Source organism: Taklimakanibacter lacteus, from assembly GCA_003576695.1.
GTDB classification, from domain to species: Bacteria; Pseudomonadota; Alphaproteobacteria; order Rhizobiales; family Aestuariivirgaceae; genus Taklimakanibacter; species Taklimakanibacter lacteus.
In genome coordinates this window covers 452,317-469,859 of record QOZQ01000004.1, presented here as the reverse complement: position 1 = coordinate 469,859, position 17,543 = coordinate 452,317, and the positions used below count along the sequence as shown (strand labels likewise).

Annotated in this window: 9 protein-coding genes; 7 read left to right on the top strand and 2 right to left on the bottom strand. The window is 65.1% G+C overall.

The annotated features are described in order from the left end of the window. The first annotated feature begins 85 nt into the window (after positions 1 to 85). The 4 genes from DT068_RS10465 to DT068_RS10450 all read left to right on the top strand — a co-directional run bounded on the left by DT068_RS10465 (position 86) and on the right by DT068_RS10450 (position 6,620). Positions 86 to 1,816: an ABC transporter ATP-binding protein/permease gene (locus DT068_RS10465; protein ID WP_162914121.1), complete on the top strand. Its 1,731-nt coding sequence runs from the start codon at positions 86 to 88 to the stop codon at positions 1,814 to 1,816. 234 nt (positions 1,817 to 2,050) lie between these two features. After that, positions 2,051 to 3,874: an ABC transporter ATP-binding protein/permease gene (locus DT068_RS10460; protein WP_119389751.1), complete on the top strand. Its 1,824-nt coding sequence runs from the start codon at positions 2,051 to 2,053 to the stop codon at positions 3,872 to 3,874. Next, positions 3,871 to 5,160, top strand: coding sequence for a glucoamylase family protein (locus DT068_RS10455; RefSeq protein WP_119389750.1), 1,290 nt, complete (start codon positions 3,871 to 3,873; stop codon positions 5,158 to 5,160). The genes DT068_RS10460 and DT068_RS10455 overlap by 4 nt, the downstream gene beginning before the upstream one ends. 119 nt (positions 5,161 to 5,279) lie before the next feature. Continuing rightward, positions 5,280 to 6,620, top strand: a complete 1,341-nt coding sequence (locus tag DT068_RS10450; protein ID WP_119389749.1) for a glycoside hydrolase family 15 protein — start codon at positions 5,280 to 5,282, stop codon at positions 6,618 to 6,620. Here the strand turns inward: DT068_RS10450 and DT068_RS10445 are convergent. Then, positions 6,614 to 10,882: a translocation/assembly module TamB domain-containing protein gene (locus DT068_RS10445; RefSeq protein WP_119389748.1), complete on the bottom strand. Its 4,269-nt coding sequence runs from the start codon at positions 10,880 to 10,882 to the stop codon at positions 6,614 to 6,616. The two genes, DT068_RS10450 and DT068_RS10445, sit on opposite strands and share 7 nt — an antisense overlap. Beyond that, positions 10,882 to 12,756: an autotransporter assembly complex protein TamA gene (locus DT068_RS10440; protein ID WP_162914120.1), complete on the bottom strand. Its 1,875-nt coding sequence runs from the start codon at positions 12,754 to 12,756 to the stop codon at positions 10,882 to 10,884. Before DT068_RS10440 ends, DT068_RS10445 begins: the two co-directional genes overlap by 1 nt. Positions 12,757 to 13,125: 369 nt before the next feature. On the opposite strand from DT068_RS10440, the gene DT068_RS10435 reads away from it, so the two are divergent. The 3 genes from DT068_RS10435 to DT068_RS10425 all read left to right on the top strand — a co-directional run bounded on the left by DT068_RS10435 (position 13,126) and on the right by DT068_RS10425 (position 17,540). Continuing rightward, a complete protein-coding gene (locus DT068_RS10435; protein ID WP_119389746.1) occupies positions 13,126 to 14,049 on the top strand; it encodes a LysR substrate-binding domain-containing protein in 924 nt (307 codons plus the stop codon). 204 nt (positions 14,050 to 14,253) lie between these two features. Continuing rightward, positions 14,254 to 16,374, top strand: coding sequence for an acetate--CoA ligase family protein (locus DT068_RS10430; RefSeq protein ID WP_119389745.1), 2,121 nt, complete (start codon positions 14,254 to 14,256; stop codon positions 16,372 to 16,374). Continuing rightward, positions 16,371 to 17,540 carry an acyl-CoA dehydrogenase family protein gene (locus DT068_RS10425; RefSeq protein ID WP_119389744.1) on the top strand — a complete coding sequence of 390 codons (1,170 nt, stop codon included), beginning with the start codon at positions 16,371 to 16,373 and terminating at the stop codon, positions 17,538 to 17,540. The genes DT068_RS10430 and DT068_RS10425 overlap by 4 nt, the downstream gene beginning before the upstream one ends. Positions 17,541 to 17,543 lie beyond the last annotated feature (3 nt).

Genomic DNA, 17,543 nt, shown 5'->3' with positions numbered 1-17,543 from the left:
GTCGTCGGAGACGGCACCTCCGGCGCAACTGAAACCTAGTGCCGAAAAACATGATGGCCGATTCTGGGTTCAGGCGCTGCCTTTGTTGCGCGCCCTCAACGCCTCGCCGCAACGCAACAAGCTGGCGGTGATGGCCGGCGGCCTGATGGCGGTCATCCTGCTCAATGCCTTCGGCCAGATCAAGCTCAACACCTGGTTCGGTTCCTTCTATGACACGCTGGTCAAGCGCTCGCTGAGCCTGCTCACCGGCGAGGTCGTGAGCTTCCTCATCATCGTCGGCGGCCTGCTCTGCCTCGTCGTGGCGCAAACCTGGCTGCAGGAGACCATCAAGGTCCGCTTGCGCGAATGGATCACCCACGATCTCATGGACCAGTGGCTGAAGCCGAAGCGCGCCTATCTCCTGACCCAGGCCGGCGAGGACGGCGCCAACCCGGATCAATATATCCAGGCCGATGCGCGCCATCTGGCCGAGATGTCGGCGAGCCTCACCATCGGTCTGTTCCATGCCACCTTGCTGCTCTTGAGCTTCGTCGGCGTGCTGTGGACTTTGTCGAACCAGGTCGTCTTCGTCTATGACGGAAAGTCCTTCACCATTCCGGGCTATATGGTGTGGTGCGCGCTCGCTTATGCGCTGACCGGCTCATGGCTCACCTGGCTGGTCGGGCGTCCCCTCATCAAGCTCAATGCCGAGCGCTATGCCCGCGAGGCGGACTTGCGCTACGCCATCGTGCGCATCAACGAGACGGTGGAGACCGTGACCTTGCAGCGGAGCGAAGCGGATGAGCGGCGCTCCGCCAATGGCTCGATCGGCAGCGTGATCGATCTGAGCCGCGAGCTCGCCAACGGCCTGTCGCGACTGACCTGGGTCACCTCGGGTTATGGCTGGCTCGCCATCATCGTCCCCATCCTGCTGGCCACGCCCGGCTTCTTCACCGGCAGCCTGACCATCGGCGGCCTCATGATGGTGGTCGGCGGCTTCAACCAGGTGCAGAACTCGCTGCGCTGGTATGTCGACAATTTCCCCGGCATCGCCGACTGGCGCGCCACGCTGCTGCGCGTCTCGCGCTTCCGCAACAGCCTGTCGCAGCTCGACCCCGATGACGGCACGGCGGGCGGCATCACGGTCAGCCCGCATCCCGATGGCCAGCTGCGCTTCGAGAATCTGGTGATCAAGCGCGAGCTCAGCCCCATCTCCTTCGCCATTCCCCATATCGAGATCCGCCAGGGCGAGCGCGCTCTCATCGAGGGGGCGGCCGACGCGGACAAGAGCCTGCTCCTGCGGGCCATGGCGGGCCTGTGGACAGAGGGCTCCGGCACCATCCTCTTGCCCGACCCGCGCGACATCATGCTGGCGCCGGCGCGTCTTCATTTCCGCATCGGCACGTTGCGCGAGGCCATGACCTATCCGGCGGGCGCCGATGATTTCGATGACACCATGATCTGTGCCGCTCTGGTCAGGGTCGGCCTCATGCATCTCATCGGCCGCCTCGACGCCAGGGAACGCTGGGACCGCGTCCTGCCCACGGCCGAGCAGCATCGCTTCCTCCTCGCCCGCCTCGTGCTGCATCGGCCGCACTGGGTGATCTTCGAGGACATGGCCATGAGCGCCACCGAGCAGGATCTGAATCTCCTGCGCTCCATCTTCACCCGCGAGCTCGCGGGCTCGGCGGTGATCGGCATCGGCAGTTGCTCGGCGCTGAGCGGCTTCTTCGGGCGCCGGCTCAGATTCGCCCGCAGCCTCGAGGCGGTGCCAGCCCAACCTGTCGATGACGCAGAGGCAGGCCTGTCGCGGCTTCCCCTCGAAGCGGCTGAATAGGCCTTTTTCCCGACAATAAAAGGGTGCGAGGATGGGGGACTTTCCAGTCCGGAAGGTTTGGAATACCCGTCTCTCGAGTTGCCCTCAGCCAGGGAGCCGCCTGCTCGACTCGTCATGGCCACCTTCGCGGCGGCCATCAGCTCCTCCAGGCAACAACTGCGAGGCGCCAGGCAAGAGCGGCGCTTGCATCTCGAGGCGGGGCGAGAAGCCAGGACAGAACTAAGGCCGGAAGACATGACGGATCAATCCACCAAGCTCGCCGACGCCGCGAGCGATATCGACGAGGCGGCCCAGGCCGGTCTCGTAAAGCAGCTCTCCATGATGATCGGCGCCCTCTTCGCTTCGCCGGTGCGCAACACCTTGCTGCTGCTGGGATTCGCGCTCGTGGCCGTGATCCTCGTTACCGCCTATGGCCAGATCCGGCTGAACAGCTGGAACCAGCCCTTCTATGATGCTCTCGCCCGGCGCGATTTGCCTGATTTCCTCACGCAACTCGGCGTGTTTGGCCTCATCGCCGGCAGCCTCCTCATCCTCAATGTCTTCCAGACCTTCCTCAACCAGATGATTAAGCTCAAATTGCGCGAAGGTCTGGTGCGCGATCTGATCGGCCAGTGGCTGCTGCCGCGCCGCGCTTTCCGGCTCGCCAATGCCGGCCCCATCGGTGTCAATCCCGACCAGCGCCTGCATGAGGATGCCCGCCACCTGACCGAGCTTTCCGCCGATCTCGGCATCGGCCTGTTCCAGTCGGCCATCCTGCTCGCCAGCTTCATCGGCGTTCTGTGGACTCTCTCATCCGGCTTCATTTTCAATGTCGGCGGCCGCAGCTTCGACATACCGGGCTATATGGTCTGGGCGGCGATCATCTATTCGGGCTCGGCCTCGCTCGTCAGCTATTGGGTCGGCCGGCCGCTGATCGAGCGCAATGCCGAGCGCTATGCCCGCGAGGCGGATCTGCGCTTCTCCATGATGCGCGTCAACGAGCATATCGACGCCGTGGCGCTGTTCGGCGGCGAGGCGGACGAGAAGCGCCGCATCGAGGTCGATCTCTACGCCGCGCTCGCCGCGACCCGCAGCATCATCAACCGCACCGTCGGCCTCACCTGGGTGACCGCCGGCTATGGCTGGCTGACCATCGTGGCGCCGATCCTGGTGGCCGCACCCGTCTATTTCGCCGGCAATCTGTCCTTCGGCGGATTGATGATGGCGGTCGGCGCCTTCAACCAGGTGCAGAACTCGCTGCGCTGGTTCATCGACAATTTCAGCGCCATTGCCGACTGGCGCGCTACCTTGCTGCGCATCGCGAGCTTCCGCAGCGCCGTGATGAAGACCGACATTCTGCATGACGTGGAAAGCCGCATCGATTTCGTCGAAGGCAAGCCGGGCGAAGTTCGCCTCGACAAGCTCGAGATCGCCTCCCCCACCGGCTGCACCATGCTGAAAGAGACCAAGGTCGAGATCAAGGCCGGCGAGCGTGTGCTGATCGTAGGCGACTCGGGCAGCGGCAAGACGCTTCTGTTCAGGACCTTGGCCGGCCTGTGGCCGTGGGGCGACGGGCGCATCGCCTGGCCCAAGGGCGAGACCATCCTGTACATGCCGCGCACCCCCTATATGCCGCCCGGCACCTTGCGCGAGGTGATGGCCTATCCCGCCGTCGTGAAAGGCTTCGCGGAAGCGGAGTTCCCGGCCGCGCTCAAGAGCGCCGGCCTCGACAATCTCATCGGCAAGCTCGACATGCAGAAACGCTGGGACAAGAAACTTTCCGATGACGAGCAGCAGGCGCTGGCCTTCGCCCGTGTCCGCCTGCACAAGCCGCAATGGCTGCTGATTGACGAAGTCCTCGATTCGATGGAAGACAGCACGTATGAGCGGGTCGTCGCGATGCTGGCCCAGGACCTGAAGCAGACAGGCGTCATCCATATCGGCAAGGCGGAGGCGCATGACCATGTGTTCGAGCGTGTGCTGCATCTGGTCAAGGATCCCTGCACGCGCAATCTGGCGCCGCGCAAGCCCATGCCCGACATCCGTCCCAAGCCTCGCTACGCGGTAGCCGCCACATGAACGCCAGGACCACAAGGAAGACCACTTCGGTGCCCGATCCGGGACTTCCCGACACCGATCTTCTGGAAGCGGTGCAGCGCGGCACCTTCCGTTTTTTCTGGGAAGGCGGCCATCCCGCAAGCTTCATGGCGCGCGACCGAAGCTATCGCACCAGCGATCCCGACGACGACAAGGTCACCGTGGGCGGCACGGGCTTTGCCGTCATGACCTTCATCGTCGCGGTCGAGCGCGGCTGGGTGACGCGCGGCGATGCGCTCGAGCGCCTGAGCGCCATGCTCGACGTGCTGGAGCGCGCGACCTGCTATCACGGCGTCTTTCCGCATTTCATGCATGGCGCGACGGGCGCCACCATCCCCTTCTGGCGCAAGGATGACGGGTCCGACCTGGTCGAGACGGCGCTCCTGTTCCAGGGCCTGCTCTGCGCCAGGCAGTATTTCGGCCGCGATACGGCGGCGGAGCGCAAGCTGCGCGGGCGCATCAATTTCCTCTGGCATGAAGTCGAATGGGACTGGCACACGCAAGGCGGGCAAAGAGCGCTCACCTGGCATTGGAGCCCGAACAATGGCTGGAGCCTCGGCCATGCCATAAGGGGCTGGAACGAATGCCTCATCACCTATGTGCTGGCAGCCTCGGCCCCGCGTTACGGCATTTCCGCCGATGCCTATCATGACGGTTTCGCCGCGGGCCGCGACTTCCTCAATGGCAAGTCCTATCACGGTGTCGAATTGCCGCTTGGTCCCGCCGGGGGCGGGCCTTTGTTCTTCGCGCATTATTCCTTCTGCGGCCTCGATCCGCGCGGCCTCAGGGACCGCTATGCCGACTATGGCGAGCAGAACAACCGTCATGTCCGCATCAATTACGAGCATTGCCTGCGCAATCCCCACAAGCACAAGGGCTATGGCAAGTCCTGCTGGGGCCTGACCGCCAGCGATGACCCCGACGGCTACAGCGCGCATGCGCCCGACAACGACAACGGCACGATCTCGCCGACCGCGGCTCTGTCGAGCTTTCCCTATGCGCCCAGGGAAGCCATGCGGGCGCTGCGCCATTTCCTCAAGGGCGGCAACAAGCTCTGGGGCCGTTTCGGCTTCATCGACGCCTTCAACGAGACGCGCGAATGGTATGCCGATACCTTCCTCGCCATCGACCAGGGCCCGATCATCGTCATGATCGAGAATCACCGCTCGAGCCTGTTGTGGAATCTGTTCATGAGCATCCCCGAGATCCAGGCCGGCCTGAAGAAGCTCAGTTTCACCAGCCCGCATTTCGACCCGAAGATCAGCTGATATGCTCCTCTCTTTTCGTCATCCCGGCGAAAGCCGGGACCCCCTGAATAGACTCAGCCGGGCGGCGCTGTTCATGCTTCACCAGTGTAATGGGTCCCGGCTTTCGCCGGGATGACGGAATGGGTGAGCACGCGAAGATGGCTGAAGACCCCGCATTTGAAAACTGGATCGACCGGCAATATCAGCTCTCCGCGCAGGCGATGCTCCCCGCCATTTCGGCGACGCATCTCACCAAGACGCGGCCCGGCTTCGGCCAGACCATCGTGCCGAAGCGGGGCTCGATCATCGCCTCTCCGGTGCTGGCCGACTGGGATCCCGATCCCGATTATTTCTTCCACTGGTTCCGCGATTCCGCCATCGTCATCGACGCCCTGCGCGTGCTCCATGCGGGTGGCATGCCGGACATCGACGCCGTAACGCATTTCCGTGACTTCGTCGAATTCTCGCTGGCACTCAATACGCTGGATGGCCGGCCGCTGGTGGATGATCCCTCCTGGCGCGAACGCACCCAGGCCAGGTTCCGGCAATATCTGAGACCGGACGCCGAGCTTGCCGCGATCCGCCCCGACACCGTCGTCGCCGAGACCCGCGTCAATCCCGACGCCACGCTCGACATTTCGCGCTGGTCGCGGCCGCAGCATGATGGGCCGGCATTGCGCGTCATTGCCGTCCTGCGCTGGCTCGCGGGCATGCCGGCACTCGATCCGGCGATCACCGCAAGGGCGGCCCTGCTCCTGCGCGCCGACATCGACTTCCTCCTGCTTCATGCAGGCGAGCCCGATTTCGACATGTGGGAGGAAGAGCGCGGGCATAATTATTATTCCTTGCGCCTGAGCGCGACGGCGCTCGCAAAAGCCGCCCTCTGGCTCAAGAGCGACCCGCTGGCTGAGACCTGCCGTGCCACCGCGGCTACACTGCAGCACAGGCTCGATGAGTTCTGGCTGGAATCCCGGAGCTTCTACCGCTCGCGGCTGTCGGGCGCGCCCAACAAGTTCCTCGATATCTCGGTGATCTTTGCCGCCATTCATGCCGGAGGCGTTGGGCCCCTGCACAGCATCCGCGACGTGCGGATGCTCGCCACGCTGGACAAGCTCGATGACCTGTTCGACCGCCTCTATCCGATCAACCGCAGCCGCCCGAAGACGCAGGCGCCGGCGCTCGGCCGCTATGAGGGCGATGTCTATTTTTCAGGCGGCGCCTATTATTTCTCGACCCTGGCTGCGGCCGAGTTCTGCTACCGCCTCGCCGGCGAATGCTCCGGCGACCTGGCGAAGACATACAGCGCGCGCGGCGATGCCTATCTGGCGACGGTGCGCGCCTATACGCCCGAAGACGGCGCCCTGTCCGAGCAGTTCGACCAGAAAACCGGTATTCAGACCTCGGCCAGGCAACTCGCCTGGAGCCATGCCGCCTTCATCACTGCCGTTGCGGCGCGCCGCCGGTGTCGGGAGCATCAATAGTCCCATTCGGCACCGATGCCGACCTCGGCACTGCCATCCGCCCCGGTGGCGCCTTGCGCCCGGATATTCTTGGTGATGTCGACATCGATCGTGACCTTGCTGGAATTGGGCTCCGTCCCCTGCTTCACGCCGAGATAGACGCGGTCGTTGATCCGCTTGCCGAGTCCCACCTCGCCGCCATTTTCGGTGCCGACATCGAGGCTGTCGACGCCGAGCGAGCGGCGCATCTTGTCGAGAACGCCGGGCCCTGAGCCCGACAGCTGCGCGATCGTCTGGGCGAGCTGGGCCGCCTGGCCGATCGAGAGCTCGCTGGCGCTGCGGTCGAACAGGAGATGCGAGATCACCTCGTCCTGCGGCAATTCGGGCGTCGAGGCGAAGCTGATCTTGGGCGCCGAAGCCGGGCCCGAGATCAACACCTTGGCGGTGATGCCGTCGCTCTCCGACTGGGCGACGAAATCAAGCTCGGGATCGAGCGACCCGTTGAAGGAGATGAGGCCTTTCTCGAAATCGAGCCTCTTGCCGAAGCCGTCGAAACGGCCGCGCTTGACCGCAAACCCGCCCAGCGAGCGCGGCGCATTGCTGGTGCCGCGTATGGTGAGATCGCCGCCCAGCTCGGCCTCGATTCCCATGCCGCGTACGAAGATGCCATTGGGCGCCGAAAGCGTCACATCGAGATCGGCGATGAAGCCGGAATCGGTGGCGCGCGCCTTGCCCTTGTCCGGCGCGGGCGGCTTGGCGCCGGCGAGCTTCTTGCCGGCCGGCTTGTTCACATGGCGCACCGCGATGGGCTTGGCGCCGCCCGAAAGCTTGTCCGGCAGGTTGATGTCGAGCTTGCGCACCGCGACGCGGCCCGTCACCTTGGGGCGCGACAGGATAGGCCCGTTGGCCTCGATGCGCCCATCCGCCACCAGCCGCGCCGTCTCGCTCGCGAGCAGCGAGGCGTTGTCGAAGGCGACGGTGAGGTCGGCGGGAATTCCCGAGCCCGGATCGACGGTGACCCGGCCGGACAGCGTGACCGAGCCGCCATTGCTCGTCCGGCCTTTCAGACTCCGCAGCACCAGCGAACGCCCCTCGCCTGTAATATCGCCATTGATTCTGGTGATGGCGACGCCATTCACGACATCCTCGAACTTTCCATCGGCAATGCGCACCGTCCCCCTGACATCTGGCGCGCTCGCCGACCCCTTCACCGTGGCATCGATGGATGCCGTGCCGCCGAGCCGGTTGCCGGAGGCGGCGAGCATCGCATTGGCGATCGACAGCGCCACTTCCCCCCGCGCCCTGAGATCGAGCCCCAGCGTGGCAAGGGTGACCGATCCGGTGACCTGCATATTCTGCAACTGGTCGTTCCTGATCGTCATCGCAATCCCGGCGCGGCCATCGCTGAGATCGCCCTTGAGCCCGATGTCGAAGGGGCTGGCGCCGCTGCGCTGGATATCGGGATTGCTGAGGCCGGCGATCTGGATGTCATACCGGCCGAGCGGCGCCTGCGGCCGGCCCTGGAGCTTGACGGTGCCGGCGAGCGTTCCGCGCAGATCATCCTCATAGCCGCCGAGGCGCGCCAGCGACAAAGGCAGCGCGGCGAGCGTTACATCGAGCGCCAGACTGTCGGCGCCGGCCGTGCCCGACAGCATCGCGCGCCCCTTGCCGGACACCATGGCGAAATTCTCGATCTCGACAGCGCTGCCGGCGAGCCTGACCCTGGCCAGCCCCGCCAGATTGGCGCGCGTGCCGTTCTTCGACAAGGCAAGCGCGCGCAAGGTCAGCGTCATCGTCTCCGCCGCCACCGCAACCTGGCCTTCGCCCGAGATCGTGGTGCCCGCGACCACCGCATCGAGGCTGATCCTGCTGTCGCTGCCCGTGCCGCTGGCGGTGAGTTTTGCCCGATCGATCCTGACGCTGCCGGCGCTGCTGTCGGCAATCGCCAGCTCGCCATCGAAAAGCGGCTTGCCCAGGGCATCCTTCAGCGTGCCGTCGATCGTGGCCTTGCCCAGCACCTGGCCGGCGACATGAAGATTGCCCGCTTTGCCCTTGATCGCGACGCTCTGCTTTCCCTGATCCGCCGACAAGCTGATATCGGCATCGAGCGCGCCGGAGAGCGGCGTCAGGACCAGCGCCGACAGTTCGGCGAGATTGCCGGCCGCGATCTTCAGGCTTCCTTCGGCCAGGCCCCCGGCAATATTGCGGAGCGCACCGCTCACTTTGTTGGCGCCGATCGACAGGTCGATCGGATCGACCCGATAGGCGTTGCCGGGCAGCGCGGCAAAGCCGATTTCGCCTTGCGCAGGCTTGCCCTCGATGCGGCCGCTCAGCGAGAGCTTCCCTCTCGGCGCTCCGGTCAGGTCTTCGGCCGTGACCGCGAGCTGAAGCGCTTCGACCGGCTTGCCCATCGCACGGCCATTGGGAACGCTGAGATCGGCGCTCAGCCTGAGCTTGTCGAGCGTCCCGGAAAAGGCGGCGGTCGCCTTCACGCTGCCGCTCACGCGCGCATCGAGCAGGGCCAGGTCGCTGAGCGCCAGATCGGCGCGCAGATCCGCAACGGCGCGATCGATGCGGCCGCCGACGGTCAGCGTCGCATCCTTTGCCTTGAGGCTGGCATTCTCGACCACGATGACGCCGTCAGCGCCGCGCTGCACGCCGCCCGAGAGCTCGGCCGGTCCCTTGAGCAGGCCGTCCAGACTGGCAATTCCGGTGCTCACTCCGATCGAGCTGCCCCGGCCGGCCACGCGCAGCATCTGCGGCGAGACATCGAGATCGGCTTCCGCCGTCACCTGACCGCTGAGCGGGCGTCCGGCAAGGGGCGTCAGCGCGGCGAGGTCGAGGCGTCCCAGGCGGAATTTGCCTTTGGCGCCGTCCGGCGTGGCCGCCCCTGAGAAATCCGCCACCAGCGGCGCGAGCTTGACCGTGGCCCCCGTCAGAACCGGCTTGCCGTCGCCCGCGAGCCGGCCGGCAGCGGCGAATTCCAGCGTATCGCCGAGCACCGCCTTGACCTTGGCATCGTTGGCCTCAAGGCCCTTGGCGTCGCCATCGGCGGAGAGCGCAAAGCCTCCATCCGCTTGCGGCAGCATCTCGACCGTGGCGCTCACCATCTCCGCGCCATAGCCTTCGGCGCGCGGCATCGACAGAGTGAGGGCGGCCTTGATCTCCGGCTGCGCGAGAGCGCCCTTGAGGCTGCCATCGACAAACACATCCTGCCATTGGACGCCGGGCACCAGGCCGGCGAAGCGTTCGGCGGCCCCGCCGATGATCTTGTAGCGCAGATCGGTCTGGCTCGTTTTCGTATCGACAGCGCCTTTGAGCGTCACGCCAAACCCTGCGCTGCGCAGCCGCGCATCCTCGACAGCGATGCGTTGCGCGTCATCGATCGTGAGTGCGGCGGCAAGCGTCGTCGTGCCTTCGAAGAGCTGCGCCAGACCGGCCGGAAGCAGCGCCGCAACCTCGCCGCTCAGATCGGCATTGATCGCATGCCCGGTTCCGGCCCGGCGGATCGCGATAGCGCCTTGGGCCTGGAGCGAGGCGCCGGCGCGGAAGGAGAGCGCCGCCTTGAAATCATCGAGCCCACCTTTGCCCTTGAGGGTCAGCTTGACCGGCGGCTCACCATCGATCCGCGCAAGTCCCGCAATGACGCCGCCTTGCGGCTCATCGCCGACGATATCGATATCGAGGAACTGCCGGTCGGGAACGAAATTCACCTTGCCGGCGATGCGCCCCGGCAGATCGCGCCGGTCAAGGGCGAAATCAAGCGCCAGCCCCTGCGCCGGATCGACGAGTTGGGCCGATCCGGTGAAGGAAAGGCGTAAGGGTTCCCCGAAGACGGGCTCCGCGATATCGATCTCGGCGAGATCGAGACGCCCGATATCGAGCCGCGGCAGGGCGAGCCCGGATGAAGGCGGCGCCTGCGGATCGGGCGGCAGATCGGGCAGGCGCTCGAGGGCGATCTTGCGGATTGCGATGGTCTCGGCCGAGACCATGCCATTGAGGAGCGCGCGCGGACTCCAGGCGAGATCGATCCCCTCGATCTCGGCGAATGTCCCCTGCTCATCGGCAGCCGCGATGCGCCTGATACGCATATTGGACGGCACGAAGCCTTCGATGCCGCTGACCGTGACCGTGACGCCATTGCCCGAAGCGAGCGATCCCGCGAGGCTGGCCAGCAGGTTCTTTCCCGGTCCCGTCTGGATGAAGCCGAAAAGGACGGCGACAAGCAGCACCAGGCCGGCCAGTGCGAAGAGGATAAATCTTATGGCCCGCTTGAGCGCCATCAGAAGGCCTGCCCGATGCTGACATAGATGCCATAGCCGTCATCGTCGTCGCGCGGATTGAGCGGGATCGCCGCATCGAGGCGCACCGGCCCGATCGAGGTGTAGTAGCGCAGTCCCAGCCCCGCAGCGTAACGCAGGCCCGACAGATCCGGAATCTCGTCCTCGAAGGCAGCCCCCATGTCGAAGAACGGCACGACGCCGATCGTGTCGGTGATCTTCACGCGCAATTCCGCCGAAGCCTCGAAGAAACTCAGGCCGCCGATAATGTCGCCATCGCCATTGCGCGGGCTCACCGACTGGTAGCCATAGCCGCGGATCGACCCGCCGCCGCCCGCATAGAAGCGCCGCGCCGGCGGCACATCGGTGACATCCGCGCCGATCAGGCTGCCGGCGGCGACGCGGCCGGCGATGATGAAGCGGTTGCGCTCATCGACGCCTTGATAGGCGGCGAGCGATCCCTTGAGCAGGACCGGGCCTGCTCCCGCCTCGCCGAGGAAGGCGAAGGGCTCGATCTTGGCGCTGGAGCGGATGCCGCGGGCCGGATCGAGCAGGGAATCGGTCGTGTCATAGACGATGTCGACAGGCAGGCCGGCGACGAAATCATCGCGCTTGCCGAAACTATCCTCGACGAAAGCCTGCTCGAAATCGACGCCGACCTGCACCGAGAGCTGGTCGCTGAAGCGGCGGCGCACGCCGGCGACCAGCGTCACCGCGTCACGCACATAGGCGTCCGTCACCTCGCGCAACACCGCAGCCTCGGCCACCAGATCGTCGTCCACCGTGAGGATGCCGGGCTTGCCGAAGCTCGCTTTCAGCATGTAGCCGAAGGGATCTGCATCAGGCACCGCATCGGGCGTGCCGCCGAACCACGAGACCTGCGCGTCGATGCGCAGGGTTTCCGCCTCGCCGAACAGGTTGCGATGCCCCCAATAGGCATTGAGCGCCGTTCCCTCGGAGCTCGAATATTTGGTGCCGAAGCCGAAATAGCGCGGTTTGCGCTCGCTGATCTCGACATCGACGGGCAGCAGGCCCGAGGCATCGAGCTGCTCAGCTTCCTTGAGCCTGATGCCGCCGATGATCGGATAGCCGGCAAGCCGCTTGCGCAATTTGTCGAGGCGTTCCGGCGAATAGGGCTCGCCTTCTTCGATGTCGATGCGGCTGGCGACGAATTCAGGATCGAGCCCTTCCGTCCCGGACACGCTGAAGCGGCCGAAGCCAGCCTTGCGGCCGCTCTCCACCAAAAGCGCCACATCGAGCCTGAGCGTCGCATGATCGGCGGCGACATCCTTGGCCGCGATGCGGGCGAAGGGATAGCCGCGGCCGCGCAGTTCCTTGACGATGGCGCGCTCGGCATCGGCGATCGCCGGGCTCAGGGCCGGCTCGCCTTCCATGAGGCCAAGCTCTTCGATATCGACCAGATCCGTCATCAGCCGGCGCGATGCCGCATCACGGACCTCGATCCTGCCGAAGCGGAATGCCGGTCCCGTATCGACGGTGATCTGCACCGGAACCGGGCCATTGCGGCGCGCTCCTTCAGCGGCATCGAACACGGATGCATCATCGACCGGGACGCCCGCGATGCTGATGGCGATCTCGCCGCCATAATGGCCGTTCTCATAGAGGATCGCGGTGATGCGCTCGAGATCGGAGAGGGCGCGCTGCACCAGCCCCGCCGCCCCGGCAGCAGAGCTGTCCTGCAGCGTCACCAGGTTGGAGCCTTCCTCGATGGCCGAGCGCAGCGCGCCCTCGCCATGATCGATCCTGATCGTGACCTTATAGGCCAGCGCATCGGCGATCGGTTCATCCGCCTTCTTGCCGGTGAACCACGAAGTGAGGTCGTCCAGCATCGTCTGGCCCTGCACCGGTCCGGCCATGAGGCACGCCACCATCGCGCCGGCAGCGCCGATTATTCGCAAGTCGTATCGAAAGCTTGGAACTGCCCACCGACGCACAACGCCCCACCACGCTATTTTCTTTGTGCCGTAACAAGTTGCGGCCAAAATCCGGTCAAAATGTGTCGTGGTTGACGCAACGACCACCGGCATTCATGACGATCGCCGCCCGATCGACGCGAAACATTCCGGAAACATCGGTCCCTTGTTTTGGAATAGAAACAGGATTGCCGCCGGGACCGCATCCTGGCCCGGCCATGCGTGCATGCTATAGTGACGCGAGGTTAATAAAGGCTTTGTTCCTGTGCCATATAGGCTCTATCTTCTGCCCAGATCACCACATCCGCCCCCATGACCTCGCTTCGCCGTCTCCTGCCCTCATCCGGCGCGCTTTTCGTCTTCGAAGCGGCCGCCCGCTATCTGAGCTTCACCCGCGCAGCGGGCGAACTCAATGTCACGCAATCCGCCGTCAGCCGGATGATCGCGCGGCTCGAGGCGCATCTCGACACCAAGCTCTTCATCCGCACCACCACCGGCCTCGAGCTCAGCGAGGACGGGCGTCATCTCTATAATGCGGTGACCGGCAGCTTCCAGCATATGGAGATCGCGATCGAGGACATCAGGGCCAAGCATGGCGATGCCGGCACGGTGACGCTCTCGATCTCATCGGCCTTCGCGATGCACTGGTTCATGCCGCGCCTCGACCGCTTCCAGGCGCGCTTCCCCAATATCGATCTGCGCTTCCAGCTGGTGCGCGGCGAGCCCACCGGGCCGATCGAGGACGTCGATCTCGCCATCCGCTACAATCTGGCGGCCGATACCGACCAGAAGCGCTGGCCCCTGATGGAGGAGCTGGTGCTTCCCGTCTGCAGCCCGGCCTATCTTGCCGCCCATGGCAGTCTCGACGGCTCGACCGACCTGAACGGTCATACGCTCGCGCATCTCTCCGGCTCGATCCGCATCCCATGGTCGCGTTATCTCGCCGAATTCAATTATCCCTCGCAGGCCGGCAGCCGCAGCCTCACTTTCTCCGACTACACGCTGGTCATCCAGGCGGCGGTCAATGGCCGCGGCGTGGCGCTCGGCTGGTGGCATGTCGTGGCGCATGAGCTCCTGCAGAAGGAGCTGGTCGCGGCTTCCCGCAACATATTGAAGACCGGGCAGTTCTATTACCTCGTCGCCACATCGAGGCGTCCCTTGCGCAAGCCGGCCGAGCTGGTGCGCGACTGGCTGCTTTCCGAGATGGCGGGCCTGCGCCCAGAAGTACTGGCCTAGTAAGGCCGGTGAAACTTCGAAGATTCCACAGAATCAAGATAATATATAGCAAATACAATATCTTAAGATGATTTCTCCTTGGCAGGCATGTGCCTGGAGTATTCCTACAGATCATGACGCCCTGATCATTGTGTTCGTGCCCGGCGAGCCCGAAGCCCCTAGTCTCCCGGGCTAACCAGAAGACTGATTTCCGGGAGGGATTGCTTGACCATCCACGACGTGGCGATTGAGCGCGCCGCAACGAGCGCGGCGGCGCATCGTCTCGATCCGCTGCTCAAGCCGGCGTCCATCGCCTATATGGGCGCCTCGACGCGCCCCAACACGCCCGGCAATGCCATGATTCGCGCCGCCTTGCGCGATGGCTATAAGGGCGAGGTCTTCGCCATCAATAAGAAATACCCGTCGGTCGAGGGCATCGCCTGCCATCCCGATCTCGCCTCCCTGCCCCGGACCGTCGATCATGTCGTCCTCGGTGTCGCCAATGAGCATCTGGAATCCGGCCTTGCGCAGGCGATCCGCCATGGCGCGCGTGCCGTCACCATTTTCGCCAGCTGCAACTTGCCGGGCCATGGCGACAGCCTTGCCCGCCGCCTCCAGGCGATGGCGCGCGAGGCCGGCATCGTGATCTGCGGCGGCAACAGCATGGGCTTCGCCAATCCCCCGTTAGGCCTCGTCGTCTCGGGCTATATGGCGAAACACCCGCTGGCGCCGGGCGGCATCGCCTTCATCACCCAGTCGGGATCGGCCTTCAGCGCGCTGGCTTATAATGACCGGCGTCTCAAATTCTCCGCCGCCATATCGAGCGGCCGCGAGCTCACCGTCACCACCGCCGACTATATCGACTGGGCGCTGGCCCAGAAGGAGACGCGCGCCATCGGCCTGTTCCTCGAGACGGCGCGCGATCCCGAAAACTTCGCGGCAAGTCTCGCCGCGGCCGAGCGGCGGCACATGCCGGTCGTCGTGCTCAAGGTCGGGCGCACCGAGATGAGTGCCGCCTTTGCTGCGAGCCACAGCGGCGCCATTGCCGGCGACAATGCCGCCTATGACGCCCTGTTCTCGAAATATGGCGTGCTCACCGCCAATACGCTCGATGAGCTCGCCGCCAATCTGCTCCTGTTCGGCGGCACGAAGAGGCCGGGCCCCGGCGGCCTCGCCAGCATCCACGATTCAGGCGGCGAGCGTGAGATGGTCGCCGATCTCGCCCAGCGCACGGGCGTGCCCTTTGCCCGCATATCGAGTGAAACCAGGGTCAGGATGGCCGCCCATCTCGATGATGATCTCAAGCCCGACAATCCGCTCGATGCCTGGGGCACCGGCCGCGATTTCGAGACCCATGTCGAGGCGTGCCTCGAGGCGCTCATCGAGGATTCCGATACGGCCATTGGCGTCATGTTCCAGGATATCCGCACCGGCTCCTATGTTGCCGAAGGCTTCACCAATGCGGCCATTCGCGTCAGCCGGCGCAGCCCGAAGCCGGTTGCCGTCGTCGCCAATTATTCGGCCCTCGACCATCGCGAGCTTGCTCTTGCGGTCACCGAGGCCGGCGTGCCGGTCATCGATGGAACCGCCGAAGGCCTCATGGCCATCCGCAACCTGCTGGCTTTCCGCGATCACCTTCCGTCAGCGCCGCCCGGGCGTCCGTCCAACCCCGCGCAGGCGAAATGGCGAGCGCGTCTTTCGAGCGGCACACCTTTGAGCGAAAGCGAAGGTCTGGCCCTGATTGCCGATTACGGCATCCGCGTGCCGCGCCATCACTGGGCCGAGAAACTCGAAGATGTGCTTGCCGCGGCGCGCAGCATCGGATTCCCGGTGGCGCTCAAGACCGCATCGCCCGGCATCCTGCACAAATCCGACAAGCAGGGCGTCGTGCTCGGTATCACCGATGAGACGGCCTTGACCGCCGCCTATCATTCCATGGCGCAGCGTCTCGGTCCGCAGGTGCTCGTCGCCGAGATGGCGGCCAAGGGCGTCGAGCTCGCTCTGGGTCTCGTCCATGACGCGCAATTCGGGCCCTATCTGATGGTCGCCGCGGGGGGCGTCTGGATCGAGGTGCTGAAGGACCGCACCGTCGCCATGCCGCCGCTCGATTCGAGGCGCGCCACGGCCCTCGTCGATGGCCTGCATATCCGCCCGCTGCTCGACGGCAGGCGCGGCGCGGCGCCCGCCGATCTCGCGAGCCTCGCCGCTTCCGTCATGAGCCTCTCCGCCATCGCCGAGGAGCTGGGCGATCTCATTGGCGAGATGGACATCAATCCGCTCATCGTTTCTCCATCGGGCGCCGTCGCCGTCGATGCGCTCGTCATCCCGCAGAAGAGGACCCCATGAATTTCGAACTCACCGCCCGGCAGAAGGAGCTCGCGGATCTTGGCCGCCGGTTCTGCGACGAGGTCCTGCTGCCGCTCGAGCAGGTCGCCGACGAGCATGGCGAATTGCCCATGGATCGGCGCGACGGCGTGAAGGACCAGGTCCGCGCCTGGGGTCTTGCCGGCATCAACCACCGCAAGGAGCATGGCGGTCTCGGGCTGTCGATGCTCGACCAGACGCTCATCGAGGAACAGCTGGGCCGTGTCACCAACGGCCTGTGGAGCTGCGTCTGGCGCCCGCCGGTGAGTCTCAAATTCGGCACCGCGCAGCAGATCAAGGACTATCTCCTGCCCTCCTGCGCCGGCCATCGGCGCGGCTGCTTCGCCATCACCGAGGCCGATGCCGGATCCGACCCGCGCCAGGTGAAGACCCGCGCCGTGCTGAAGAACGGCAAATGGCACCTCGCCGGCGAGAAATGGTTCGTCACCTCCTACAATGCCTCCGATTTCATTATCGTCCATGCCCATGTCGATGACGATCCCGACAAGCCCACTCTGTTCCTGGTCGACAAGCCGGCGGACAACCTCGTCCATCTCCGATCGCCGAAATTCATGCATAATTTCGCCTTCGACCATGCGGAATTGCGCTTCGAGGATGTGATCCTTCCCGAAGACCGGATGCTGGGCAGGATCGGCCAGGGCTTCGAGCTCACCAAGGACTGGTTCGTCGAGGCCCGCTTGCAGATCGCCTCGCATGCGCTGGGTGCCGCCATCCGCGCCGCCGAGCTCGCCAACGGCTATGCGACGACACGGCATCAGTTCAACCGCCCGATCCGCGATTTCCAGGGCGTCGAATTCATGCTCGCCGACATGGCGGTCGAGATCTTCGCCACCAAGTCGATGCTCTATCGCGTCGCCTGGGAGATCGACAACGGCCTCGACCGCAAGCTGGTGCATGCCCATGCCAGCGCCCTCAAGCTCCATTCCTCCGAAATGGCGGGTCGCGTCATCGACAAGGCGCTGCAGGTGCTGGGCGGGCGCGGCTATATGCGCGAGAACCCGGTGGAGCGCCTCTATCGCGACATCCGGGTCGACCGCATCTGGGAAGGCACATCCGAGATCCAGCGCGTGATCGTAGCCGGCCAGATCCGCAAGCGCGGCCTTGGCGTGTTCAGCGGCTGGAGCTGACGC